Raw genomic sequence first — 18,991 nt, 5'->3', positions numbered from 1 at the left:
TCCATTCACCTTGCAAGGGATCCACGATGAAGCATCACGGCAGAATCACTCCATTGGCACTGGGCGTCTTCTTGACGCTCGGCTTGGCGGCTGCGTACCCACCGCCCCTCCGTGCCACGGGAATGGCGGCATCGGCGCAGAGCGACAACGTGATGCGCACGACGTTGGACAACGGCCTGAGGGTGGTGGTCGTGCGCGATACGCTGGCGCCGACGGTGACCACCCAGATCACGTACTTGGCCGGCAGCTACGATGCACCGGCAGGCTTCCCCGGCACCGCGCATGCGCTGGAACATATGATGTTCCGTGACAGCAAGGGCATGGCCGGCGCGCAGTTGAACGAGATGGTCGGCAAGATGGGCGCGACGGACAATGCGTTCACCACCAATGACGCCACGCAGTTCTATTTTGTGGCGCCCGCGCAGTACCTGGACGTGCTGCTGCACATCGAGGCGACGCGCATGCGCGGCGCGCAGTTGTCCGACAAGGGATGGAGCCTGGAAAAAGGCGCGATCGAACAGGAAGTCTCTCGCGACATCTCCGATCCCGGCCAGTTGGCCATCGAGGAAGCCGAGAGGATTCTCTACGCCGGCACCGGCTACGCGGAGGATCCGCTGGGCACGCGGCCCAGCTTCGACAAGACCACCGGGGCGACGCTGCAGAAGTTCTACAACCAGTGGTATGCGCCCAACAATGCGATCCTGGTGATCGTGGGTGATGTCGATCCTGCGGCCACGCTGGGCAAAGTGAAGCAGGTGTTCGAGCCGGTTCCCAGGGGCAACGTGCCGGAGCGTGCGCCGGTGAAGCTGGCTCCATTCCAGCCTGTCACGATCGCCAAGACCACGCCCGCTGCGACCGGCACGGTGCAGTACCTGTTCCGCATGCCTGGTCAGCAATCGAAGGACTATGCGGCGGCAGACGTGCTGCTGGATGTGCTGGGCAATTCGCGCAGCAGCCTCTCCGATCTGGCGGCACGCGGCAAGGTGCTCTCGGCGGCTGCCCAGGCGCTTCCGTTTGCGCATGGCGGCCTCGGCGTGGTCGAAGTCGGCTTTCCCAAGGGCGGTGACAGCAAGGCGGCGCAAAGCCAACTCGACGCCGTGATCGACGACCTGCTGAAAAACGGCGTGCCGGCCGATCTGGTCGAAGCCGCGAAGCGCCAGGAACACGCGCAGTACGAGTTCAGCCGGAACAGCGCGACGGAGCTCGCTCAGTCGTGGTCGCAGGCTCTGGCATGGCAGGGCCTGGATTCTCCCGAACAGGCGCAGGCGCAGATCCAGGCGGTAACGGTGGAGGACGTCAACCGTGTCGCGCGCGAATACCTGAAGCCGGACCAGCGCGTCACCGTTGTGCTTACGCCCAGTGCGGACGGCAAGCGGCCGCCCAATAGCTCCGGTTTCGGCGGCACCGAATCGTTCGCCAGCAGCAATGCCGCGCTGGACGGCCCGCTGCCGCAGTGGGCGGCACAGGCGTTGGGCAAACTGGAGATGCCGCACTGGACGCTTGCACCGGCCAGAATGACGCTGGCCAACGGCATCACGCTGATCGTGCAGCCCGAATCGATCAGCAAGACGGTCACCGTGATGGGCCATGTCGATCATGAAGACAACCTGCAGGAGCCCGCGGGCCAGGAAGGCGTCGGCCAGTTGCTCGGTTCGCTGTTCGACTACGGCACCACCACGCTGGACCGCAACGCTTTCCACAAGGCGCTGGACGAAATCGCCGCCACCGAGTCGGCGGGGCCCGATTTCATGCTGGCGGTGCCGGCAGAAAACTTCAGCAGGGGCATGCAGCTGCTGGCCGACAACGAACTGCATCCCTCGTTGACGGCATCCGCATTCGCCGTGCAGCAACAAACCCTTTCCCGCACGCTGGCCGGCCGATTGCAGTCGCCGCCTTACAAGATGATGCGTGCGCTGGAGAAGGGGTGGCTTCCTGCTGGCGATCCTGATCTGCGTGAAGCCACGCCTGCCACCGTGGACAAGCTTTCCCTGGCCCATGCGAAAGCCTATTACGAGCAGACCTATCGACCCGACATGACCACGATCGTGGTGGTCGGCGACGTGACGCCCGAGCAGGCCCGCGCCGAGGTCGACAAAGTCTTTGGCTCGTGGTCGGCGACCGGACCCAAGCCCGGCGTGGTTCCGAAGCCCGTGCCGGTGAATGCGGCAAGCCACGCCGTGGTGCCCAATGCCTACGCCTCGCAGGACACCGTACTGATGGGGCAGAGCCTGGCGCTGGATCTGCACAATCCCGACCGCTACGCCCTGGAACTGGGCAACTACGTGCTGGGCGGCAATGGCTTCGCTTCGCGCCTGATGACGGACATTCGCGTCAAGCATGGCTATGCCTACACCGCTGCGTCCATGACGCGTTTCGATCGCTCGCGTTCGAACTTCATGGTCTATTACGGCAGCGACCCCGACAAGGTCGCTGATGCCGACAAGCTCGTGCGCCAGAACCTGGCCCAGATGCGCGATACGCCGGTGAAGGCCGAGGAGCTGGACAATGCGCGGCAGGCGCTCATCCGGGAGATTCCGGTAGGCGTATCCAGCGTCAACAGCATCGCCAGGTCACTGCTGACTTGGAGTTACAAGGGCGAGCCGTTGGACCAGCCGATGGTGGCCGCAAAGTACTACCTGGATCTGTCCGCACAGCAAGTGCAGGGCGCGTTCAAGAAATACTTGCAGCCCGACCACCTCGTGCAGGTGGTACAGGGGCCGACACCCAAGCAGCAGTGAGAGGCCGGCGGTTGCAGCGGTTCGTCTCGCGCGAGCAGACCGGACGCTGTAACCGCGGTACCGCAAAGGGCCGCGTCGCTGCGGGAGTTCGCACCGGCAGCGACAACGTCATCGAAGGCGACGGCTTTGCCGAGCGCTGACACGCACCGAATCGGCGACGCCAAAGAGCGATGGCGGCGCTGCCCGAACGGCGCAAAAACGTGGAAAAAAATATGCCAACCAGAAAAGCGATGTCGTCGGCGCCTTTTGCAAGCCGTCGCCCGATGCCACTCATGCAGGGTATGCCCCGTCTGTCGATGCAGGCGGTGGTGTTGCGAATGATTGGCTCGTTGGCGGTATGGAAAGCACTGTTCGTTGCTTCCGAGGCGGGTGTCCTGAAAGCCTTCGCACGCATCGGCTGGATATTGTTCCTGCTCCTGGTGGGCGGCTTGATTCATGCGCAAGACCTGGCCGGACTGCTGCCGATCGGCGAGGCGTACAAGCTCAGTGCGGACACCGGCACGCCTGGCGTGATCAAGCTGCACTGGACGATCGCGCCAGACTACTACCTCTACCGCGGACAGATGCAGTTCACCGGCGGCGAAGGCGTGACGCTGGGCACGGCGCAACTGCCGGACGGCAAGAAGTACCACGACGAGTACCTCGGCGACGTCGAGACCTATCACAACAGCATCGACGCCAGCATTCCGTACACGCTCGCGCAGGGCACGCAGCGCATCAGGCTCGCGGTGCGCTACCAGGGTTGCCACGAGGTCGATCCGAAGATCTGTTATCCCCCGCATGTCGAGGATCTCGACCTTCCGCTGCCTGGCGGTGCGACGGTCCCGGCGACGCAGGGAAGCACCGCGCCCGGCGAGGGCTCGAACCCAGCCGACGCCGGCCTGTTGCTATCGCTGCTGCTCGCCTTTGCGGGCGGGCTGGTGCTTAACCTGATGCCCTGCGTGTTGCCGGTGCTGTCGATCAAGGCGATTGGCCTGCTCGAAAGCGGCGAGAGCATCCAGCGGGCGCGTCGGCATGCGTTGGCCTACACGGCCGGGGTGCTGTGCTCGTTTGCCGCGATCGGATTCGCTGTCGTGGCTTCGCGTTCGGCCGGGCATGCGCTGGGCTGGGGCGCGCAATTGCAGCAGCCGCTGGTAGTGGGCGTGCTGGCCTGCGTGATGGTCGCCATCGGCCTTTCGATGTCGGGCGTGGCGCAGTTCGGTGCGTCGTTCGGCAACCTGGGGCAAGGCCTTGCCTCACGTCCGGGGTGGGCCGGCGATTTCTTCACCGGCGTGCTCGCGGTGGCGGTGGCCAGCCCCTGCGTCGCGCCCTTCATGGGAACGGCGCTCGCCTATGCGTTCCTTGCGCCGACGCCCGCAGCCCTGCTTGTGTTCCTCGCGCTGGGCCTGGGCCTTGCGCTTCCGTTCCTGCTGATCGGTTTCGTTCCGGCGCTCGGCCGGCTGCTGCCGCGGCCCGGTGCGTGGATGGAAACACTGAAGCAGGTGCTGGCGTTCCCGATGTACCTCACTGCGGTGTGGCTGGTCTGGGTGTTGGCGCATCAGCGCGGCGCCGACGCGGTGGGTCTGGTGCTCGTTGCCGTGGTGCTGCTTGCCATGACCCTGTGGTGGGTCGAGCGCAGCCGTCATCGCGGCGCATGGGCCAAGCTGCTCGCATGCGTCCTGGCCGTGTTCACGGTGCTGCCGCTGTATGGGTTGTGCCGCCTGCAGCCGATGTCCGCCGTGGCGACGCAGGAAGCGGGCGCCGTTCCGTTCTCGCCGCAGAAGCTGGCCGAGTTGCGCCACTCGGGCACACTGGTCTTCGTGGACATGACCGCGGACTGGTGCATCACCTGCAAGGCCAACGAGCATGCCGTGCTCGACACGGCTACGTTCCACGACCTGCTGCAGCGCACGGGCACCGTTTACATGAAAGGCGATTGGACCAACGTCGACCCGACGATCACCGCGTTCCTGCAGGAATATCACTCGCCCGGCGTGCCGCTCTACGTGGTGTTTGCCAAGGGAAGCCGCACCGGGAAGGTGTTGCCATCGGTGCTGACCCTTCCGCTGATGCGAACAGCGCTTGAGACAACTTCGACGCAGGCAGCTCAGTGAGGCGGATGGCGGCGGCTTACTAGAACCAGCAAGGACAAGCGATTTTCAGCCCTTCGGTGAGGTCGAGCTCACTGATTGACCCGCATTTGATTTCTTCCACGGCGCGCAGCACACGTAGTGCGTGCACATCAGCGATTTCAGCGGTTTCCCTCAGCCGGCTGGCGGTGGCCTCCGGCTTTTTTTCGTTGTGACGCGGCACCTTTTGGCCTTGTGCCGGCATCCCCAGCGTGCAGTCGGAAGGAATGCCGGACGGCACTGATGACGCATCCTTCGTCGTCTGCTGGATCCCAGGCCATCGCGATGAGTCGCTAGAGCCGCCATTGCGGAAAATCCGGGAATCACCAAAGAAAAAGGCCCCAAAAAGGGGCCTAAATCATTGGTACCGGTGATAGGACTCGAACCTACACTCTGTCGCCAGAAGCGGATTTTGAGTCCGCCGCGTCTACCATTCCGCCACACCGGCACTGCAGCGAACCATTATGCCGGGTTCAGTGCACCGGGTCGAGACCCAGCTGGCGATCGCTGCGCTGATAGTGGTCCTGGCCCAGGGGCTGGAACACGGCACAATGGGTCATCGGGCCGGAGTAGATGTGCAGGCTCACCGCGACGGCGTCGTCGCTGGGGTTGCGGATGGTGTGGTATTCGTGCGGCGGAATCAGGCTGCCGGCAGAGCCGGGGCCGGCCTGGATGGAGCCCACAGGCTGGAAGCGGTAGTGGCCGTCTTCATCGGCGAGGCGCTCGTACTGCACGACTTCCAGCGCACCGCTCCAGACGCCTTCCACGCACCACATGCCGCAATGGTCGTGGATCGGCGTGCCCTGGCCCGGACCCCAGGTCATCGCCACCACGCAGTAGCCGTGATCCTCGCTACGGTACAGCTCGCGGCGCGCGTAGCGGCCTTCCGCGGTCTCGAACACGCATTCGGGCAGCTTCACTTCCTTGCCTCGAATGAGCTTGCACAAGCTGTTGCGCAGGCTGTCCGTGACGGCGCGGGTGGAGTTCTCCGCCACGGCGGCGTCGATGGCGTCGATGAGCTGGCGGGAGCCGGGAAAGTCGAGGGTGAGCATGTCGTTCTCGGATGGTGATGCTGCTGCCCCATCTTAACAGCGCGGCACTGGGGGCGCAGTCGGCCGTTCAGAGTCGGCCGAGGAAGCCGCCGATGGCGCGACTGTAGTTGGGGATGTCGACCAGGAAGGCATCGTGGCCCTGCGGGGAATTCAGCGCCACGAACTCGACCTCGGCGCCCGCGGCGCGCAGGCCATCGGCAATCTGTTCCTGCTGCTCCAGCGGAAACAGGATGTCGGTACTGACGCCGATCACCATCGCCTGCTTGATGCGGATGCGCTTGAGCCCTTCCATCACGCTGCCGTTGCCGTATTCGGCAATGTCGAACCAATCGCTGGCGCGCGACAGATATAGATAGCTGTTGGGGTCGAAGGTATGCACGAAGCGTCGCGCGTGGCCTTCGAGGTACGACTCCACTTCGAATTCCAGGCCGAACGGATTGTCGTCGCGTTGCTCGGGGTCGAGCCGGATGCGCGCGAAGCGACCATTCCATTCCATCGCCGAGCGGTAGGTGATCACCCCGAGCTTGCGCGCGATGCTCATGCCGGCTTCGGGATAGTCCCCATCGTCGTAGTGGCCGTTGTTCCAGTGCGGGTCGAGCCGAATGGCTTCGCGCTGCAGCGAGCGGATGGCGATGGCGAACGGCTGCGCCTGGGGCGCCGTATCCACGCTGATGTGTGCGCGTACGCTGCCCGGGTGCAGCACCATGTAGGCCAGTGCGCTCATGCCACCCATCGAGCAGCCGATGAGGCAAGCCAGCTGTTCGATGCCTAGGCTATTTACGACGCCATGGGCCGCGTGGGCGACGTCTTCCAGCGACAGCTCGGGAAAATCCAGGCGATACGGCTCACCTGTCGCCGGGTTGATCGAAGCCGCACAGGTGGACCCTTTGTCGCTGCCCAGCGAATTCACGCAGATGACATACCAGCGCGAGGTATCGATGGCCTTGCCAGGGCCGATCATCGCCTCCCACCAGCCGGGCGAAGGATCTTCGTCGTTGGAAGCGGCGTGTGCGCTCGGCGAGAGGCCGGTGAGGATCAGCACCGCATTGTCACGCGCCGCGCTCAGTTCGCCCCAGGTTTCATAGGCGACGCGCGCGCCGTGGAGTTCTCCACCGCGCTTCATCGCGAATGGCGAAGGCAGGGCGAAGTAGCGGCGCGCGTCGTGATTCATCAATGAACCTTGTCGATGGTGATCCTGATCGGAGTACGCGTGCCGACGTCGACCACGCCGGCGTCGCCTTCGAGGTCGCCCGCCTGCGGCATGGCCTGCCCACTCTTGCTGATGCGGGCACCGACGAACACGCGCGATGCCGAGGATAGTTTGAACTGAGGCGTCATGCCCATCGCGTCCGTGAGCGTGACCGTGGCGGGAAGGGCGGCGGCGTCCAGCTTCGCCACGGCCAGCGGCATGGGCGGCCCCTGCTCGGCGCGTGCATAGACGAACAGCGTGTCGCCGCGAGCCAGCTTGTCCTTGAGGGCGGGGGAGAGCGCTACCTGGACCTGCAACGCAGGCCCCTGAGCCTCGACGGCAGGCATCTCGGGCGCCGTCTTGCCGGGGTTGCCCGCACGCGCGTCAGCCACGGCGATCTGTTCGGCGACGGCCTTGGCCACGTTGGAGCCCGGGTCCAGCTGGGGCTGCAACTGGCGCCAGGTGGTGGCGGCCTCGGCGTAGTGGTCATGTTGGAACTGGCTGATGCCCAGCAGCCAAAGGCCGCGCTGGCTCTGCGGGTCCAGCTTCACGGCGCGTTCGAGCAGTTCCAGCGCGCGCCCGTCGATGCGATGGTCCTCGCGCTGCAGGGAGTCGGCTTCCGCCCAGCCCACCATGGCGGCGCTGTTGTCAGCGTCAATGCGCAGCGCCTGGCCGTAGGCATCGCGTGCTTCGACGGCGCGATGCATCACGCCGTAGGTCTGCGCAAGCAGCATCCAACCCTGCAGGTCATCCGGTTGCTGCGCCAGATGAGCCTTCAGCTCACCGACGGCATCGTCGATGCTCATGCTCTTGGGCTGGTGCGCCACGCCATCGAGCGCCGCCGGCGTGCCCACGCCGAGATACAGGCTGATGGCCGCGATCGGCAACAGGAAGGCCAACGCCAGCGCCAGCGCGAAGACCTTGCGGGAGCGGCCCTGCTGGCGGCCATGACGCATCAGCGGCCATAGCAGCAGGAACAGCGCCGCGGCGATCATCGCTGCGGCGATCAGGAAAAAAGCCAGTTTCACCAATCGTCCCCTTCGTCGTTCGGCTTCTCGTCCTGCACCGCGACCGGCGCGGCACGGCCACGACGACGCACCGTGACCACGACCACCACGGCGCCGGCCAGCAGGATCGCCAGCGGGCCGAACCACAACAACACCGTGCTGGACTTCACCGGTGGGTCGTACAGCACGAAATCGGAATAGCGATCGACCAGGTACTGCTTGATCTCGTCGTCGCTCTTGCCCTGCTGCATCAGGTCGAACACTTCATGCCGCAGGTCGCGCGCGAGGTCCGCGTTGGAATCGGCCAGGTTCTCGTTCTGGCAGACCAGGCAGCGCAGTTCGCGCGTGAGTGCCTGGAAGCGGACCTCCTGCGCGTGGTCCTTGAACGGCAGCGGATCGATGGCCTGTGCGAAGGCGAGGCCCGTGAAGAGCAGCAACCCCAACTGTAGGAGCGCACCCAGTGCGCGATGACGGAGTCGCCGCCGCATAGGCTTTTCGCGCACTGGGTGCGCTCCTACAGAAAGACGCCGCGTGTTCACGGGGCGGGCTCCTTCGCCAGTGCCGCGATCGCGGGTTTCAGTTCCTTCTCGATCACTTCCGGCGTCAGCGGGCCGATGCGCTTGTAGCGGATCACACCCTTGCCATCGACGAGGAAACTCTCGGGGGCACCGTACACACCGAAGTCGATCGCCGTGCGGCCTTCCAGGTCGGCGATGACCATGTCGTACGGATTGCCGTGCTTGGCCAGCCAGGCCTTGGCGTCGTCCGGCGCATCCTTGTAGTTGTAGCCGACGATGGGCACGCCGATCGACTTGCCCTGCGTCATCAGCACCGGATGCTCCTCGCCGCAGGCGATGCACCAGCTGGCGAAGACGTTGATGAGATACGGCTTGCCCAGCAGGTTGTCGCGACTGACCGTCTGGGACGGATCGTCCAGCTTCGGCAGCACGAAGGCGGGTGCCGGCTTGTTGATCAGCGGCGAAGGCACTTCGCGCTGGTCGTGCTGGGTGTTCCACCAGATGCCGAAGCCGAACAGCGCCACGAGCAGCAGGAAACCGAAGAAAGGCAGCAGGCGGCTCATGCGCGCGATTCCTGCAAGGCAGCTGCCGGGACGGTTTCGGTTTCAGCCACGCGCTTGGTGCGGAAGCGGCGATCCGCGGCGGCGAAGAAGCCACCGAGCATCATGAACAGGCCACCGGCCCAGATCCAGCGGACGAACGGCTTGTCGTAGAGGCGCAGCGCCCACGCGCCTTCGGGCTGGGTGCGATCCATCGGTTCGCCCAGGGCCACGTACAAGTCGCGGAACAGGCCGGGGTTGATCGCCGATTCCGTCTGTACCTGGCCGCGCGTGTAGGTGCGCTTCTGCGGATGCATCACGGCGATCTCGCGACCCGAACGCATCACCGTCACCGTGCCCTGGTCACCCTGCCAGTTGGGACCGGTGGTGTGCTGCACGCCGTCGAAGCGGAAATCGTAGCCGCCGATGCTGGAGGTCTGGCCCGGGCTCATGCGCACGTCGCGCTCGACGCTCAGCGCATTGGTGAGCAGCACGCCGGCGAGGAACACGCCAACGCCGAAATGCGCCAGCAGCATGCCGGCCATCTCGGCCGGGTAGCGGCGACCCGCGGGCATCTCGCGCCAGCGCTTGAACACATAAAGCAGCGTGCCGAAGCCACACCATACCGCGGCCGCCGTGCCGGCGATTGCCTTGCCTTCGCCATCGGTGATGAAGGCGGCGACGATCGCGCACGCCACGGCAGCGAGACCAGCACGCCACATCACGCGCTTGAGCACCGGCGTATCGCTCTTGCCCCAGCGCAGGTACGGGCCGAACGGCAGCAGCACCACCACCGGGATCATCAGCAGAGTGAACAGGAAACCGAAGTAGGGCGGGCCGACCGAGATCTTGCCGAGGTTAAGCGCGTCGCCGAGCAGCGGGAACAGCGTGCCCAGCAGCACCATCGCTGCGGCTACCGTCAGCATCAGGTTGCCGATCAGGATGGCCGTCTCTCGCGACAACACGTTGAACGGCTTGCCGCCGGCGACCTTGGGCGCGCGCAGCGCATAAAGCAGCAGCGAGCCACCCACCACCACGGCGAGGAAGCACAGGATGAACAGGCCGCGCTTCGGATCAGACGCGAAGGCATGCACCGAGGTGAGCACGCCTGAGCGCACCAGGAAGGTACCCAGCAGCGACAGCGAGAAGGCGAAGATCGACAGCAGGATGGTCCAGGCACGCAGGCCGCCGCGCTTCTCCGTCACTGCCTGCGCGTGGACCAGGGCCGCGCCCACCAGCCACGGCATGAAGCTGGCGTTCTCCACCGGGTCCCAGAACCACCAGCCGCCCCAGCCCAGCTCGGCATACGCCCACCAGCTGCCGGCGACGATGCCCGCGGAGAGAAAGCCCCAGGCCACGTTGGTCCACGGACGCGCCCAGCGCACCCAGGCCTGCTCCAGTTCACCGCCCAGCAACGCGGCGATCGAGAACGCGAATGCCACCGAGAAGCCCACGTAGCCCATGTAGAGCACGGGCGGGTGGAAGGTCATGCCCGGGTCCTGCAGCACCGGGTTGAGATCGCCGCCGTCCGGCGGCATCGGCAACAGGCGCAGGAACGGATTGGACGTGAAGATGATGAAGGCGAGGAAGCCGACCGACACCAGGCCAAGCACGCCGAGCACGCGTGCGATGAAGACCTCGGGCAGACGACGGCTCAACACGGCCAGCGCCAGCGTCCACAGGTTGAGGATGAAGATCCACAGCAGCAGCGAACCTTCGTGCGCGCCCCACACGGCCGCGATGCGGTAGTACCAGGGCAGCGCGAGATTGGAGTTGTCGGCAACGTACTGCACCGAAAAATCGAACTGCAGGAACGCCCACACCAGCAGCAGGAAGGCCATGGTGACGAACACCGCCTGGCCCGTCGCGGCGGTGCGTGCCACGGCCATCAGCGCACGGTTGTTGCGCCATGCGCCGACCAGCGGCAACACGCCCTGCGCGAACGCGAGCAGCAGGGCGAGGATCAGGGCGAGTTGCCCGAGCTCCGGAATCATTGCGGTTTGTCCTGGCCGGCGGCCTCGTTGACCTGCTTGCCCTCGTGCGCCTTGGCCATGGCGTCCTTCAGCTCCTTGGGCATGTAGGTTTCGTCATGCTTGGCGAGCACTTCGGTGGCGATGAAACGCGCGTTGTCCATGTGGCCCGTGGCGATCACCGACTGGTTGTCGCGGAACAGGTCGGGAAGGATGCCGGTGTACTCCACCGGCATCGAACCGCTCGCATCGACCACGGTGAAGGTGACTTTCAGCGAGTCGCTGCTGCGCTGGATCGAACCGGCCTTCACCATGCCGCCGAGGCGGAACGTCTTGTAGCTGCGTGCTTCGCCCGTCTGCACCTGGCTCGGGGTGAACAGGTAGTTCATGTTCTGCTGCAGCGCGAACACGGTCAGTCCGACCGCGACGACGGCCGCGGCGACCACGAGAAGAACGATGATGAGTCTGCGCTTGCGGGTGGGATTCATAAGACTCGGTAGGTGCCCATTACGGCACTGAAGGGTTGCGTTGCTGCCGCGCGGCCTGTCGCGCGATGCGTCCGCGCAGTTCGCGCAGCTGGCGGCGTCGACGGAAGCTCGGGCTGAGGTAGTCGGCGATCAGCACGATGAAGAACACCGCGAACGCTGGCCACACATAAGCGGCATAGCCGCCCATGGCGAGGAAGTGATCCCACGAGAACGGCGTCACCGCTGGCCCTCCTGCTCTGCGATTTGGCGCACCCAATCCTTGCCGCTTTCCAGCGAGAGCAAGTCGGTGCGCACGCGCCCGAACAGGCTCGCGATGTAATAGAACTTGGTGGCGGCCATCATGGTGAGCAGCGGCCACAGCATGTCACCGCTCATCTTCGACGGGCCGAGGATGCGTACGGTGGAGCCCTGGTGCAGCGTGTTCCACCAGTTCACCGAGAAGTGCACGATCGGCACGTTGATGATGCCGATGATCGCGAGGAAGGCCGCGGCGCGCGCGCCCTGGCGGCGGTCTTCGAACGAGTGATACAGCCCGATCACGCCCAGATACAGGAACAGCAGCACCAGCTCGGACGTAAGCCGCGCATCCCAGGTCCACCACGTGCCCCACATCGGCTTGCCCCACAGCGAGCCGGTGACCAGGGTGATGAAGGTGAAGGCCGCGCCGATCGGTGCCGATTCCATCGCCACCACCTCAGCCAGCTTGATGCGCCATACCAGCGAGATGAACGCGGCTACCGCCATCACGCCATAGATGAAAAGGCTCATCCACGCGCTGGGAACGTGGATGAAGATGATGCGGTAGGCGTCGCCCTGCTGGTAATCGGCGGGCGCCAGCACCAGGCCGCCGTATAGGGCGATGGCGCCGAGCACAAGGGCCAGCGCCAATGCCCAGGGGCGCAGGACGCCGGCAAAACGGTAGAAGTTGGGTGGCGAGCTGAGCTTGTGAACCCAGAGCGGGATCCAGTTGGCCATAAAAGCGGGTCTCACGCGTCCAGAGCTATCCGAAGGGCGGCGGCGCAGGCCAGCGGCGCCAGCACCAGGGCCATGACCAGCGCGGCCCCCAGCCAGGCGATGGGAGCGAGCCACGGCAGCCCCTGTTGTGCCGCGGCGACGGCGCCGGCGGCGAAGATCACCACTGGCACGCAAAGCGGCAGCAGCATCAAGGCAAGCAGCATACCAGAGCGCCGACTGCCGGCCGTCAGCGCCACCAGCACCGCGCCCAGGAGGCTCAGCAAGGGCGTGGCGAGCAGCAGTGCGTAAACGAGTACCGGCATTACCGACGGCGGCAGGTGCAGCATGCCGGCCAGCAGCGGCGCGATCACGATCAGCGGCAGCGCAGTGGTGATCCAGTGCGCCAGGATCTTCATACCCAGCATCAGCGCCAGCGGTTGCGGCGAGAGCATCAGCAGTTCCAGCGAGCCGTCCTCGATGTCGCTGCGGAACATCGCATCCAGCGCGAGCAGCATGGCCAGCAGCATGGTCAGCAGCACGACGCCGCCGGCGATGCGCTGCAGCAGGGCGTCTTCCGGACCCAGCGCGAACGGGAACAGGGTGACCACGATCAGCGCATACAGCACCGGCATGGTGATGTCGCCACGGCGGCGCCAGGCCAGGGTGAGGTCGCGGCGCAACACGGCGGCGCAGGCGGAAGCGAGCGTCGCGTGACTCATGCGTGCATGCGTACCCGTGTCGGTTCACCGCCCAGGAAGCTCACCGCGCCGTGGCTGGTCACCAGCGCGGCACCTCCCTCGGCGGAGTGCTCGGCCAGCAGGCGGTTCACCAGTTCGATACCGGTGCGGTCGAGATTGGCGTACGGCTCGTCCAGCAGCCACAGCGTCGCCGGCAACAGCAGCAGGCGTGCGAGGGCGGCGCGTTTCTTCTGGCCGGCGGAAAGGCGGCGTACGGGCTCGTCCTCATAGCCGGCAAGGCCGATGCTGGACAGTACGCCGGCCACGTCACGACCCTCGCGCGTGCCATAGGTGCCGGCGGCGACGGCGAGGTTCTCGCGAGCGCTGAGATCACCCTTGAGGCCCAGGTGATGGCCGAGGAACAGGGTGTCGCCCAGGTGTTCGATGCGCCGCCAAGGCTGGCCGCGCCAGCTCAGCGCACCTTCGTCCAGATGCAGCAGGCCGGCGAGGATGCGCAGCAAGGTGGTCTTGCCGCTGCCGTTGTCGCCTTCGACCAGCGCCACCTCGCCTTCGCGCAGGCGAAAGTCCAGGGGGCCGAACACGGGTTCGTCCTGGCGGTAGAAGGCGAGGCCCCGCGCTTCCAGCAGGATCGGGGCAGTGGCAGACAGATGAGTCATCGCGCGATTGTCCGCAAACGCTGACAGGCTTGTCCATGCGGCGTGCTGCCGCCAAGCGCCCGGGGTGGGCGGCAGGTGCCTGGGTCAGGGCAGGCGCAGTTGCGCGGGCTGCTGACCGTGGCCGTGGAGGTAGCCATGCTGGCCGAAGCGTCGGGCCAGTGCGTCGAGTGACTCCACGTCGGGACCGACCACGAACAGGCTGCCTTCGCGCCATCCGTTTTCGCCGACACCGACGCCCGCCGCGATGAAGTGCGTGGCAGGCAATTCACGCAGCGCGTGCAGCAGCCGTCGCTGGGCTTGGCGGTTCTGCGAAGGAGGGCGCGGCTGCGAGCGCGGATTCCAGGCCGTGATGAAACCCCACGGCTCTCCTGTCACGAGGCCGGTGAGCGCGACCGGCAGGGGATGGCCGATGCGGATGCTCGCATACCCGCCGCCACCGAGCCGCACCCGGTAATCGGTGCGCCGGTAGGCGGCGAGCAGCGTCTCATCCATGCAGGTCGGGCAGCGGCGGCAAGGTGGCCCGCAACGTGGCCGCGGCCGCGTCCAGGTCGACCGAACCTGCCTGCGTCGAGCCGCGCAGCAGTTGTTCCAGCAGCACGTCCTGGGCGCGGCCGCGCTCATAGGCGTAGGCATAGGGCAGGTGGGTAAACGTGACCATGCGATAGCGCGCCATGAAATGCTGCGGCGCGCGCTCGGCCAGCAGGGCGCCGAGTTCGCGCTTGGCCAGGTAGTGCGGATCCGCCACCGAATCGCGCATCTCCACGTAATTTTCCAGCGCCATGGCGGCGATCGCATCGCTGTTGGGCTGGCGGATGCGCTGGAACTCGGCGAACACATCGGCAGTATCGCCCGGTGCCCCAGCCATCAGCGAGGCCAGCACGACGGTATCTTCGAAACCGCAGTTCATGCCCTGGCCGTGGAACGGCACGATGGCATGCGCCGCGTCGCCCACCAGCAAGGCCTTGCCGCCGAGGTGCCACTGCTGCAGGTACAGCGTCGACAGCGTGCCGACCGGATGACCGTCGTAGTCGTTCGCGAAATCGGGAATGAGCGGCAGCACGTCCGGGAAGTCGTGTTCGAAGAACGCACGCGCGGCGCGAGCATCGGGCAGCGTCGCGAAGCTCGGATGAGCGCCCTGAGCGGGCAGGAACAGCGTGACGGTGAAGCTGCCTTCGGTGTTGGGCAGGGCAATGCACATGTAGCCGCCGCGCGGCCAGATGTGCAGGGCGTGCGGCTCCAGCGCGAACTGGTCGTGGCCGCCGCTGCGGTCGACCAGTTCGGAGGGGAGCGTGCCCGCAGGCGGAATCTCCAGCTCCTTGTAGGCGTGCCCCAATGCCTCGACGCGCTCGCCCAGCGGGGTGTGATGGTTCATCGCCGCGCGCAGCGCCGATCCCGCGCCGTCGGCGCCGATCACCACCGGGGCGTCGATGCCGCGTGCGACACCGGCTTCATCGGCAAGCCGGATGCGGCCTCCGTCGAAGTCCGCATCGACCAGCGACTGCCCGAAATGGAAACGCACGCCCGCCGCTTCGGCGGCATCGAGCAGCAGCATGTTGAGTGCGCCGCGCGAGACGGACCAGATCACTTCGCTGTCGTCGACGCCGTAGCGTTGCAGCCCTGAGCGTCCGTCACGCGTGTGCACCATGCGCCCACGCATCATCACTGCGCGTTGCAGCACGTCATTGGCAAGGCCGGCCTGGCGCAGGGCGTGCAGGCCACGTTCGGCCAGCGCGAGATTGATCGAGCGGCCGCCGACGAAACCGGCGATGCGCGGGTCCGGGCGCTTCTCGAATACGTCGACCTTGAAACCACGCCCAGCGAGCTGCTGGGCCAGCAGCGCGCCAACCAGGCCGCCGCCGATAAGGGTGATGTGCTGCGCCATGGGGCTCCGCTGAAAGTGGCCAACGCGTCGGGCGCCAAGAGTAGCGGGTTGCCTTCGCACAGGCGAAGTGGCGGACATCTGCCGTGTCGGAACACAGCACGGGGCGTGGTGGTGCGCACCGCTGGAATGATCGGAGCCCGATGCGGGCAAGGCCGCCGGGCAGGGGCTGACGACGACCCTAGCGATGCCGCCCGACTAGCCGGATTCAGAAGCTCATGAAGTACCCGCCGTTGACCGGCAGGTTCGCGCCCGTGATGTAACCCGCATCATCGGCCGTCAGAAACGCCACGGCGCGCGCGATGTCGCCCGGCGAACCCAGTCGGCCGACCGGGATGTCCGAAATGATCTGCTCGCGGATGTTTTCCGGCACGGCGGCGACCAGCGCGGTATCGCAGTAGCCAGGCGAGACGGTGTTCACCGTAACGCCCTTGCGTGCGGTTTCGCGTGCCAGTGCCATGCCGAAACCATGCACGCCAGCCTTGGCGGCGGAGTAGTTGGTCTGCCCGAACTGGCCGGTCTGCCCATTCACCGAGCTCAGGTTCACGATGCGGCCAAAGCCGCGTTCGCTCATCCCTTCGACCACGTTGCGGCACATGTTGAACACGCCATCGAGGTTCACGCGCATCAGCTCGTGCCATTGCTGCGGGGTCATCTTGCGCAGGCTGGTGTCGCGCGTGATACCGGCGGCATTGACCAGGATGTCCACGCTGCCGTGCTGTTGCTGCACGCGCTCGACCACGCTGGCGCAGCTTTCGAACTGGCTCACGTCAGCGGGCTCGAACTTCACCGCGCCATCGAGATCGGCGAGTTCGCACTGGAATGCATGCAGACGCTCTTCACGCGCGGCGAGGTCCACCGCGATCACCTGGCGGCCGGCCTGCGCGAGCTGTCGGCAGATTTCCGTGCCGAGGCCGCCGATGCCTCCAGTCACGATGGCAACGCGCGGATAAGGGGCGGAAGAGCTCATGTGAAGGACTCGTGCACATGTCGCAGGGCAGCACGTGTTGTGCTGCAGCGGCGTATGAAACGGAACGGCCGGCAAAACTGCCGGCCGGAGGTTCAGGGCTTCTTGTTGCCGCGAGGCGGCTGGCCCTGGCTAGCGGTGTCGAGCAGACCGCGCTGCATGTTGCGCCAGGCTTCCATGTTGCGCTCGGTCAGATCGTTGAGCATCGACCAGGGCGTCTGGCCAAGCAGGCTGTTGAGCTGGGTGCGGAACTGCTGCTGCTGGTCGAGGAAGACCTGCAGGCTGCGTTCCAGGTAGGGACCCATGAAGCCCTGCAACGAATCACCGTAGAACCGGATGATCTGGCTGAGCAGCTGGGGCGACAGCATCGGCTGCCCCTTTTCCTCATGCTCGGAGATGATCTGCAGCAGCACCGAGCGTGTCAGATCCTCGCCGCTCTTGGCGTCGCGGACCTCGAAGGTTTCGCCGTCCAACACCAGCTGACGGACTTCTTCCAGCGTGATGTAGCTGGAGATCTCCGTGTCGTAGAGCCGACGGTTCGGATACTTCTTGATGATGCGGATCGTTTGTGCCATGCACACAAACTAGCAGAAGGTATTGCGGCGCACCAGTCATCCGTGACTAAGGTCATGCTGCACTCGGGAGTGCAGCAATCGTTAAATATCAGTGACCTACCGCGCCACCCGCGCTGCCGAAGGGTGGCTTGGCGAACCAGAGCACGGGGATCAGCAGCACGAACAACACCGTGCACATCCAGAAGATGTCGTTCACGGCCAGGGTCAGCGCTTCCCGGTTCACCAGCTGATCGGCGATCCCCAACGCCTGCGTCTGGCCGAAGCCACCGTGGCGCAACCCCTGCAACACCTGTGTTGCGGCCGGGTTGGAGGGCGCCACGTACTCGCTGAGGGTGGCGTGGTGCAGGATGCCCCGGTGCTGCCACAGCGTGACCGTCACGGCGGTGGAGACGCTGGAGCCCAGCGTACGGAAGAAATTGGCCAGGCCCGAGGCGCTGGCGATCTGATCCGCGGGCAAGCCGGCCAGGTAGATCTGGTTGAGCGGGATGAAGAAGCAGGGAATCGCAATGCCCATCACGAAGCGGGGCAACACCAGCGAGCTGAACGATGCCGAACTGTCGAAGGTGGAGAACCAGTACGAGGTGGCTGCAAACATGATGAACGAGAAGGTCACCACCGCCCGCAGCTCCAGCTTGTGCATATTGCGGCCCAGCACCGGCGAGAGCAGGAAGGCCAGGATGCCCACCGGCGCCGTGGCCAGGCCCGCCCACGTGGCCGTGTAGCCCAGCGTGGTCTGCAGCCACAGCGGGAACACCACATTGATGCCGAAGAAGGCGAACATGCCCAGCGACAGGGCCGTCACGCCCACGGTGAAGTTGCGCTGGCGGAACAGGCTGAGGTCGATCACCGGGTGCTTGGCATGCAGCTCCCACACCACCAGGAAGACCAGGCAGACCAGCGCAATCAGGCCCAGCGTGGTGATCATCGGCGACGAGAACCAGTCATGGTCGTTGCCGTTGTCCAGCATGAACTGAAGGCAGCCCACGCCGGCCACCAGCAACACCAGGCCAACGACGTCGATGGGCGTCTGGAAGGTCTTGGTCTCGCGCTTGCGCAGCAGCGACCAGGTAATGGCGCCGGCGGCAATGCCGACGGGCAGGTTGATGTAGAAGATCCACGGCCACGAGAAATTGTCGGTCAGGTAGCCACCAAGGATCGGACCGAAGATCGGCGCCACCACCACGGTCATCGCCCACAACGCGAGCGCGATGCCTTGCTTGGCCTTCGGGTAGCTCGCCAGCAGCAACGTGAGGGACAAGGCCACCATGGGGCCCGATCCCGCGCCCTGCATCAGGCGGGCGATCACCAGCATCGGCATCGACGTGGCCAGGCCGCACATCATCGAGAACACCACAAACAGGAACACCGAGAAGACGAAGGTCTTCACTTCACCGAAGCGCCGCGCGATCCAGCCGGTGAGCGGCTGCATGATCGCGCTGGCGAGCGAGTACGAGCTTATCGTCCAGGTGCCTTCACTCGCGCTCACGCCCAGGCTGCCGGCGATATGCGGCACCGCGACGTTCACGATGGTCATGTCCAGCACTTCCATGAAGGTGCTGAACGCCACGGCGATGGTCAGCAGGACCAGCGCCGTGCCGTGCAAAGGCGGCAAGCCTTCGGCGGTCTTTTCTTCGTTCGAGGGGTCGGCCATGG

General features: G+C 65.6%; 19 protein-coding genes and 1 tRNA gene. 2 read left to right on the top strand and 18 right to left on the bottom strand.

Features of this window, described 5'->3' with window-relative positions:
* The first annotated feature begins 152 nt into the window (after window positions 1-152).
* Window positions 153-2,738 carry a M16 family metallopeptidase gene (locus tag CA260_RS13655; protein ID WP_238149762.1) on the top strand — a complete coding sequence of 862 codons (2,586 nt, stop codon included), beginning with the start codon at window positions 153-155 and terminating at the stop codon, window positions 2,736-2,738.
* 272 nt (window positions 2,739-3,010) lie between these two features.
* On the top strand, window positions 3,011-4,831 hold the full coding sequence (locus tag CA260_RS13650; protein ID WP_238149761.1) for a protein-disulfide reductase DsbD family protein: 1,821 nt from the start codon (window positions 3,011-3,013) through the stop codon (window positions 4,829-4,831).
* A 19-nt stretch (window positions 4,832-4,850) separates the two neighbouring features.
* Here CA260_RS13650 and CA260_RS20950 read toward each other — a convergent pair whose 3' ends face one another.
* The 18 genes from CA260_RS20950 to CA260_RS13565 all read right to left on the bottom strand — a co-directional run bounded on the left by CA260_RS20950 (window position 4,851) and on the right by CA260_RS13565 (window position 18,989).
* Window positions 4,851-5,087, bottom strand: a complete 237-nt coding sequence (locus CA260_RS20950) for a hypothetical protein (RefSeq protein WP_146745351.1) — start codon at window positions 5,085-5,087, stop codon at window positions 4,851-4,853.
* Window positions 5,088-5,208: 121 nt separating this feature from the next.
* A tRNA-Leu gene (locus CA260_RS13645) sits at window positions 5,209-5,294 on the bottom strand.
* Between the two features lie 25 nt (window positions 5,295-5,319).
* Entirely contained in the window at window positions 5,320-5,898 is a 579-nt protein-coding gene (locus CA260_RS13640; RefSeq protein WP_111983624.1) for a cysteine dioxygenase family protein, read from the bottom strand.
* 67 nt (window positions 5,899-5,965) lie between these two features.
* Window positions 5,966-7,069: a homoserine O-acetyltransferase MetX gene (gene metX, locus CA260_RS13635; RefSeq protein WP_111983623.1), complete on the bottom strand. Its 1,104-nt coding sequence runs from the start codon at window positions 7,067-7,069 to the stop codon at window positions 5,966-5,968.
* Window positions 7,069-8,115, bottom strand: coding sequence for a tetratricopeptide repeat protein (locus tag CA260_RS13630; protein WP_111984383.1), 1,047 nt, complete (start codon window positions 8,113-8,115; stop codon window positions 7,069-7,071). Before CA260_RS13630 ends, metX begins: the two co-directional genes overlap by 1 nt.
* Complete coding sequence (locus CA260_RS13625) at window positions 8,112-8,582, bottom strand: cytochrome c-type biogenesis protein (protein WP_111983622.1); 471 nt, start codon at window positions 8,580-8,582, stop codon at window positions 8,112-8,114. The genes CA260_RS13630 and CA260_RS13625 overlap by 4 nt, the downstream gene beginning before the upstream one ends.
* 47 nt (window positions 8,583-8,629) lie before the next feature.
* Window positions 8,630-9,175 (bottom strand): DsbE family thiol:disulfide interchange protein, encoded by a 546-nt coding sequence (locus CA260_RS13620; protein WP_111983621.1) that lies wholly within the window; start codon window positions 9,173-9,175, stop codon window positions 8,630-8,632.
* Complete coding sequence (locus CA260_RS13615) at window positions 9,172-11,145, bottom strand: heme lyase CcmF/NrfE family subunit (protein ID WP_111983620.1); 1,974 nt, start codon at window positions 11,143-11,145, stop codon at window positions 9,172-9,174. Before CA260_RS13615 ends, CA260_RS13620 begins: the two co-directional genes overlap by 4 nt.
* The gene (gene ccmE, locus CA260_RS13610; protein ID WP_111983619.1) at window positions 11,142-11,609 is read right to left on the bottom strand and encodes a cytochrome c maturation protein CcmE; all 468 of its coding nucleotides are present in this window, start codon (window positions 11,607-11,609) and stop codon (window positions 11,142-11,144) included. Before ccmE ends, CA260_RS13615 begins: the two co-directional genes overlap by 4 nt.
* Before the next feature lie 19 nt (window positions 11,610-11,628).
* The gene (ccmD, locus tag CA260_RS13605; RefSeq protein WP_111984382.1) at window positions 11,629-11,796 is read right to left on the bottom strand and encodes a heme exporter protein CcmD; all 168 of its coding nucleotides are present in this window, start codon (window positions 11,794-11,796) and stop codon (window positions 11,629-11,631) included.
* Window positions 11,797-11,825: 29 nt separating this feature from the next.
* Complete coding sequence (locus tag CA260_RS13600; RefSeq protein ID WP_111983618.1) at window positions 11,826-12,584, bottom strand: heme ABC transporter permease; 759 nt, start codon at window positions 12,582-12,584, stop codon at window positions 11,826-11,828.
* Window positions 12,585-12,595: 11 nt separating this feature from the next.
* The gene (gene ccmB, locus CA260_RS13595; RefSeq protein ID WP_111983617.1) at window positions 12,596-13,282 is read right to left on the bottom strand and encodes a heme exporter protein CcmB; all 687 of its coding nucleotides are present in this window, start codon (window positions 13,280-13,282) and stop codon (window positions 12,596-12,598) included.
* On the bottom strand, window positions 13,279-13,917 hold the full coding sequence (gene ccmA / locus CA260_RS13590) for a cytochrome c biogenesis heme-transporting ATPase CcmA (RefSeq protein ID WP_111983616.1): 639 nt from the start codon (window positions 13,915-13,917) through the stop codon (window positions 13,279-13,281). Before ccmA ends, ccmB begins: the two co-directional genes overlap by 4 nt.
* 84 nt (window positions 13,918-14,001) lie before the next feature.
* Window positions 14,002-14,409: a DUF3293 domain-containing protein gene (locus CA260_RS13585; RefSeq protein WP_111983615.1), complete on the bottom strand. Its 408-nt coding sequence runs from the start codon at window positions 14,407-14,409 to the stop codon at window positions 14,002-14,004.
* A complete protein-coding gene (locus CA260_RS13580) occupies window positions 14,402-15,799 on the bottom strand; it encodes an FAD-dependent oxidoreductase (protein WP_111983614.1) in 1,398 nt (465 codons plus the stop codon). Before CA260_RS13580 ends, CA260_RS13585 begins: the two co-directional genes overlap by 8 nt.
* A gap of 205 nt (window positions 15,800-16,004) precedes the next feature.
* Complete coding sequence (phbB, locus tag CA260_RS13575) at window positions 16,005-16,766, bottom strand: acetoacetyl-CoA reductase (RefSeq protein WP_111983613.1); 762 nt, start codon at window positions 16,764-16,766, stop codon at window positions 16,005-16,007.
* A 92-nt stretch (window positions 16,767-16,858) separates the two neighbouring features.
* The gene (phaR, locus tag CA260_RS13570) at window positions 16,859-17,338 is read right to left on the bottom strand and encodes a polyhydroxyalkanoate synthesis repressor PhaR (RefSeq protein ID WP_111983612.1); all 480 of its coding nucleotides are present in this window, start codon (window positions 17,336-17,338) and stop codon (window positions 16,859-16,861) included.
* Window positions 17,339-17,426: 88 nt separating this feature from the next.
* Window positions 17,427-18,989, bottom strand: coding sequence for a DHA2 family efflux MFS transporter permease subunit (locus CA260_RS13565; RefSeq protein WP_111983611.1), 1,563 nt, complete (start codon window positions 18,987-18,989; stop codon window positions 17,427-17,429).
* Window positions 18,990-18,991: the final 2 nt, after the last annotated feature.

The organism is Dyella jiangningensis (assembly GCF_003264855.1).
Taxonomy (GTDB): Bacteria; Pseudomonadota; Gammaproteobacteria; order Xanthomonadales; family Rhodanobacteraceae; genus Dyella; species Dyella jiangningensis_C.
This window is presented reverse-complemented; position numbering and strand designations above follow the sequence as displayed.

Bases quoted from the DNA above. Each gene is read 5' to 3' on its own strand.
- CA260_RS13655 (WP_238149762.1), top strand. From the start codon at position 153: ATGCGCACGACGTTGGACAACGGCCTGAGGGTGGTGGTCGTGCGCGAT.
- CA260_RS13650 (WP_238149761.1), top strand. From the start codon at position 3,011: ATGCAGGGTATGCCCCGTCTGTCGATGCAGGCGGTGGTGTTGCGAATG.
- CA260_RS13640 (WP_111983624.1), bottom strand. From the start codon at position 5,898: ATGCTCACCCTCGACTTTCCCGGCTCCCGCCAGCTCATCGACGCCATC.
- metX (WP_111983623.1), bottom strand. From the start codon at position 7,069: ATGAATCACGACGCGCGCCGCTACTTCGCCCTGCCTTCGCCATTCGCG.
- CA260_RS13625 (WP_111983622.1), bottom strand. From the start codon at position 8,582: ATGCGGCGGCGACTCCGTCATCGCGCACTGGGTGCGCTCCTACAGTTG.
- CA260_RS13620 (WP_111983621.1), bottom strand. From the start codon at position 9,175: ATGAGCCGCCTGCTGCCTTTCTTCGGTTTCCTGCTGCTCGTGGCGCTG.
- CA260_RS13615 (WP_111983620.1), bottom strand. From the start codon at position 11,145: ATGATTCCGGAGCTCGGGCAACTCGCCCTGATCCTCGCCCTGCTGCTC.
- ccmE (WP_111983619.1), bottom strand. From the start codon at position 11,609: ATGAATCCCACCCGCAAGCGCAGACTCATCATCGTTCTTCTCGTGGTC.
- ccmD (WP_111984382.1), bottom strand. From the start codon at position 11,796: ATGGGCGGCTATGCCGCTTATGTGTGGCCAGCGTTCGCGGTGTTCTTC.
- CA260_RS13600 (WP_111983618.1), bottom strand. From the start codon at position 12,584: ATGGCCAACTGGATCCCGCTCTGGGTTCACAAGCTCAGCTCGCCACCC.
- ccmB (WP_111983617.1), bottom strand. From the start codon at position 13,282: ATGAGTCACGCGACGCTCGCTTCCGCCTGCGCCGCCGTGTTGCGCCGC.
- ccmA (WP_111983616.1), bottom strand. From the start codon at position 13,917: ATGACTCATCTGTCTGCCACTGCCCCGATCCTGCTGGAAGCGCGGGGC.
- CA260_RS13585 (WP_111983615.1), bottom strand. From the start codon at position 14,409: ATGGATGAGACGCTGCTCGCCGCCTACCGGCGCACCGATTACCGGGTG.
- CA260_RS13580 (WP_111983614.1), bottom strand. From the start codon at position 15,799: ATGGCGCAGCACATCACCCTTATCGGCGGCGGCCTGGTTGGCGCGCTG.
- phbB (WP_111983613.1), bottom strand. From the start codon at position 16,766: ATGAGCTCTTCCGCCCCTTATCCGCGCGTTGCCATCGTGACTGGAGGC.
- phaR (WP_111983612.1), bottom strand. From the start codon at position 17,338: ATGGCACAAACGATCCGCATCATCAAGAAGTATCCGAACCGTCGGCTC.
- CA260_RS13565 (WP_111983611.1), bottom strand. From the start codon at position 18,989: ATGGCCGACCCCTCGAACGAAGAAAAGACCGCCGAAGGCTTGCCGCCT.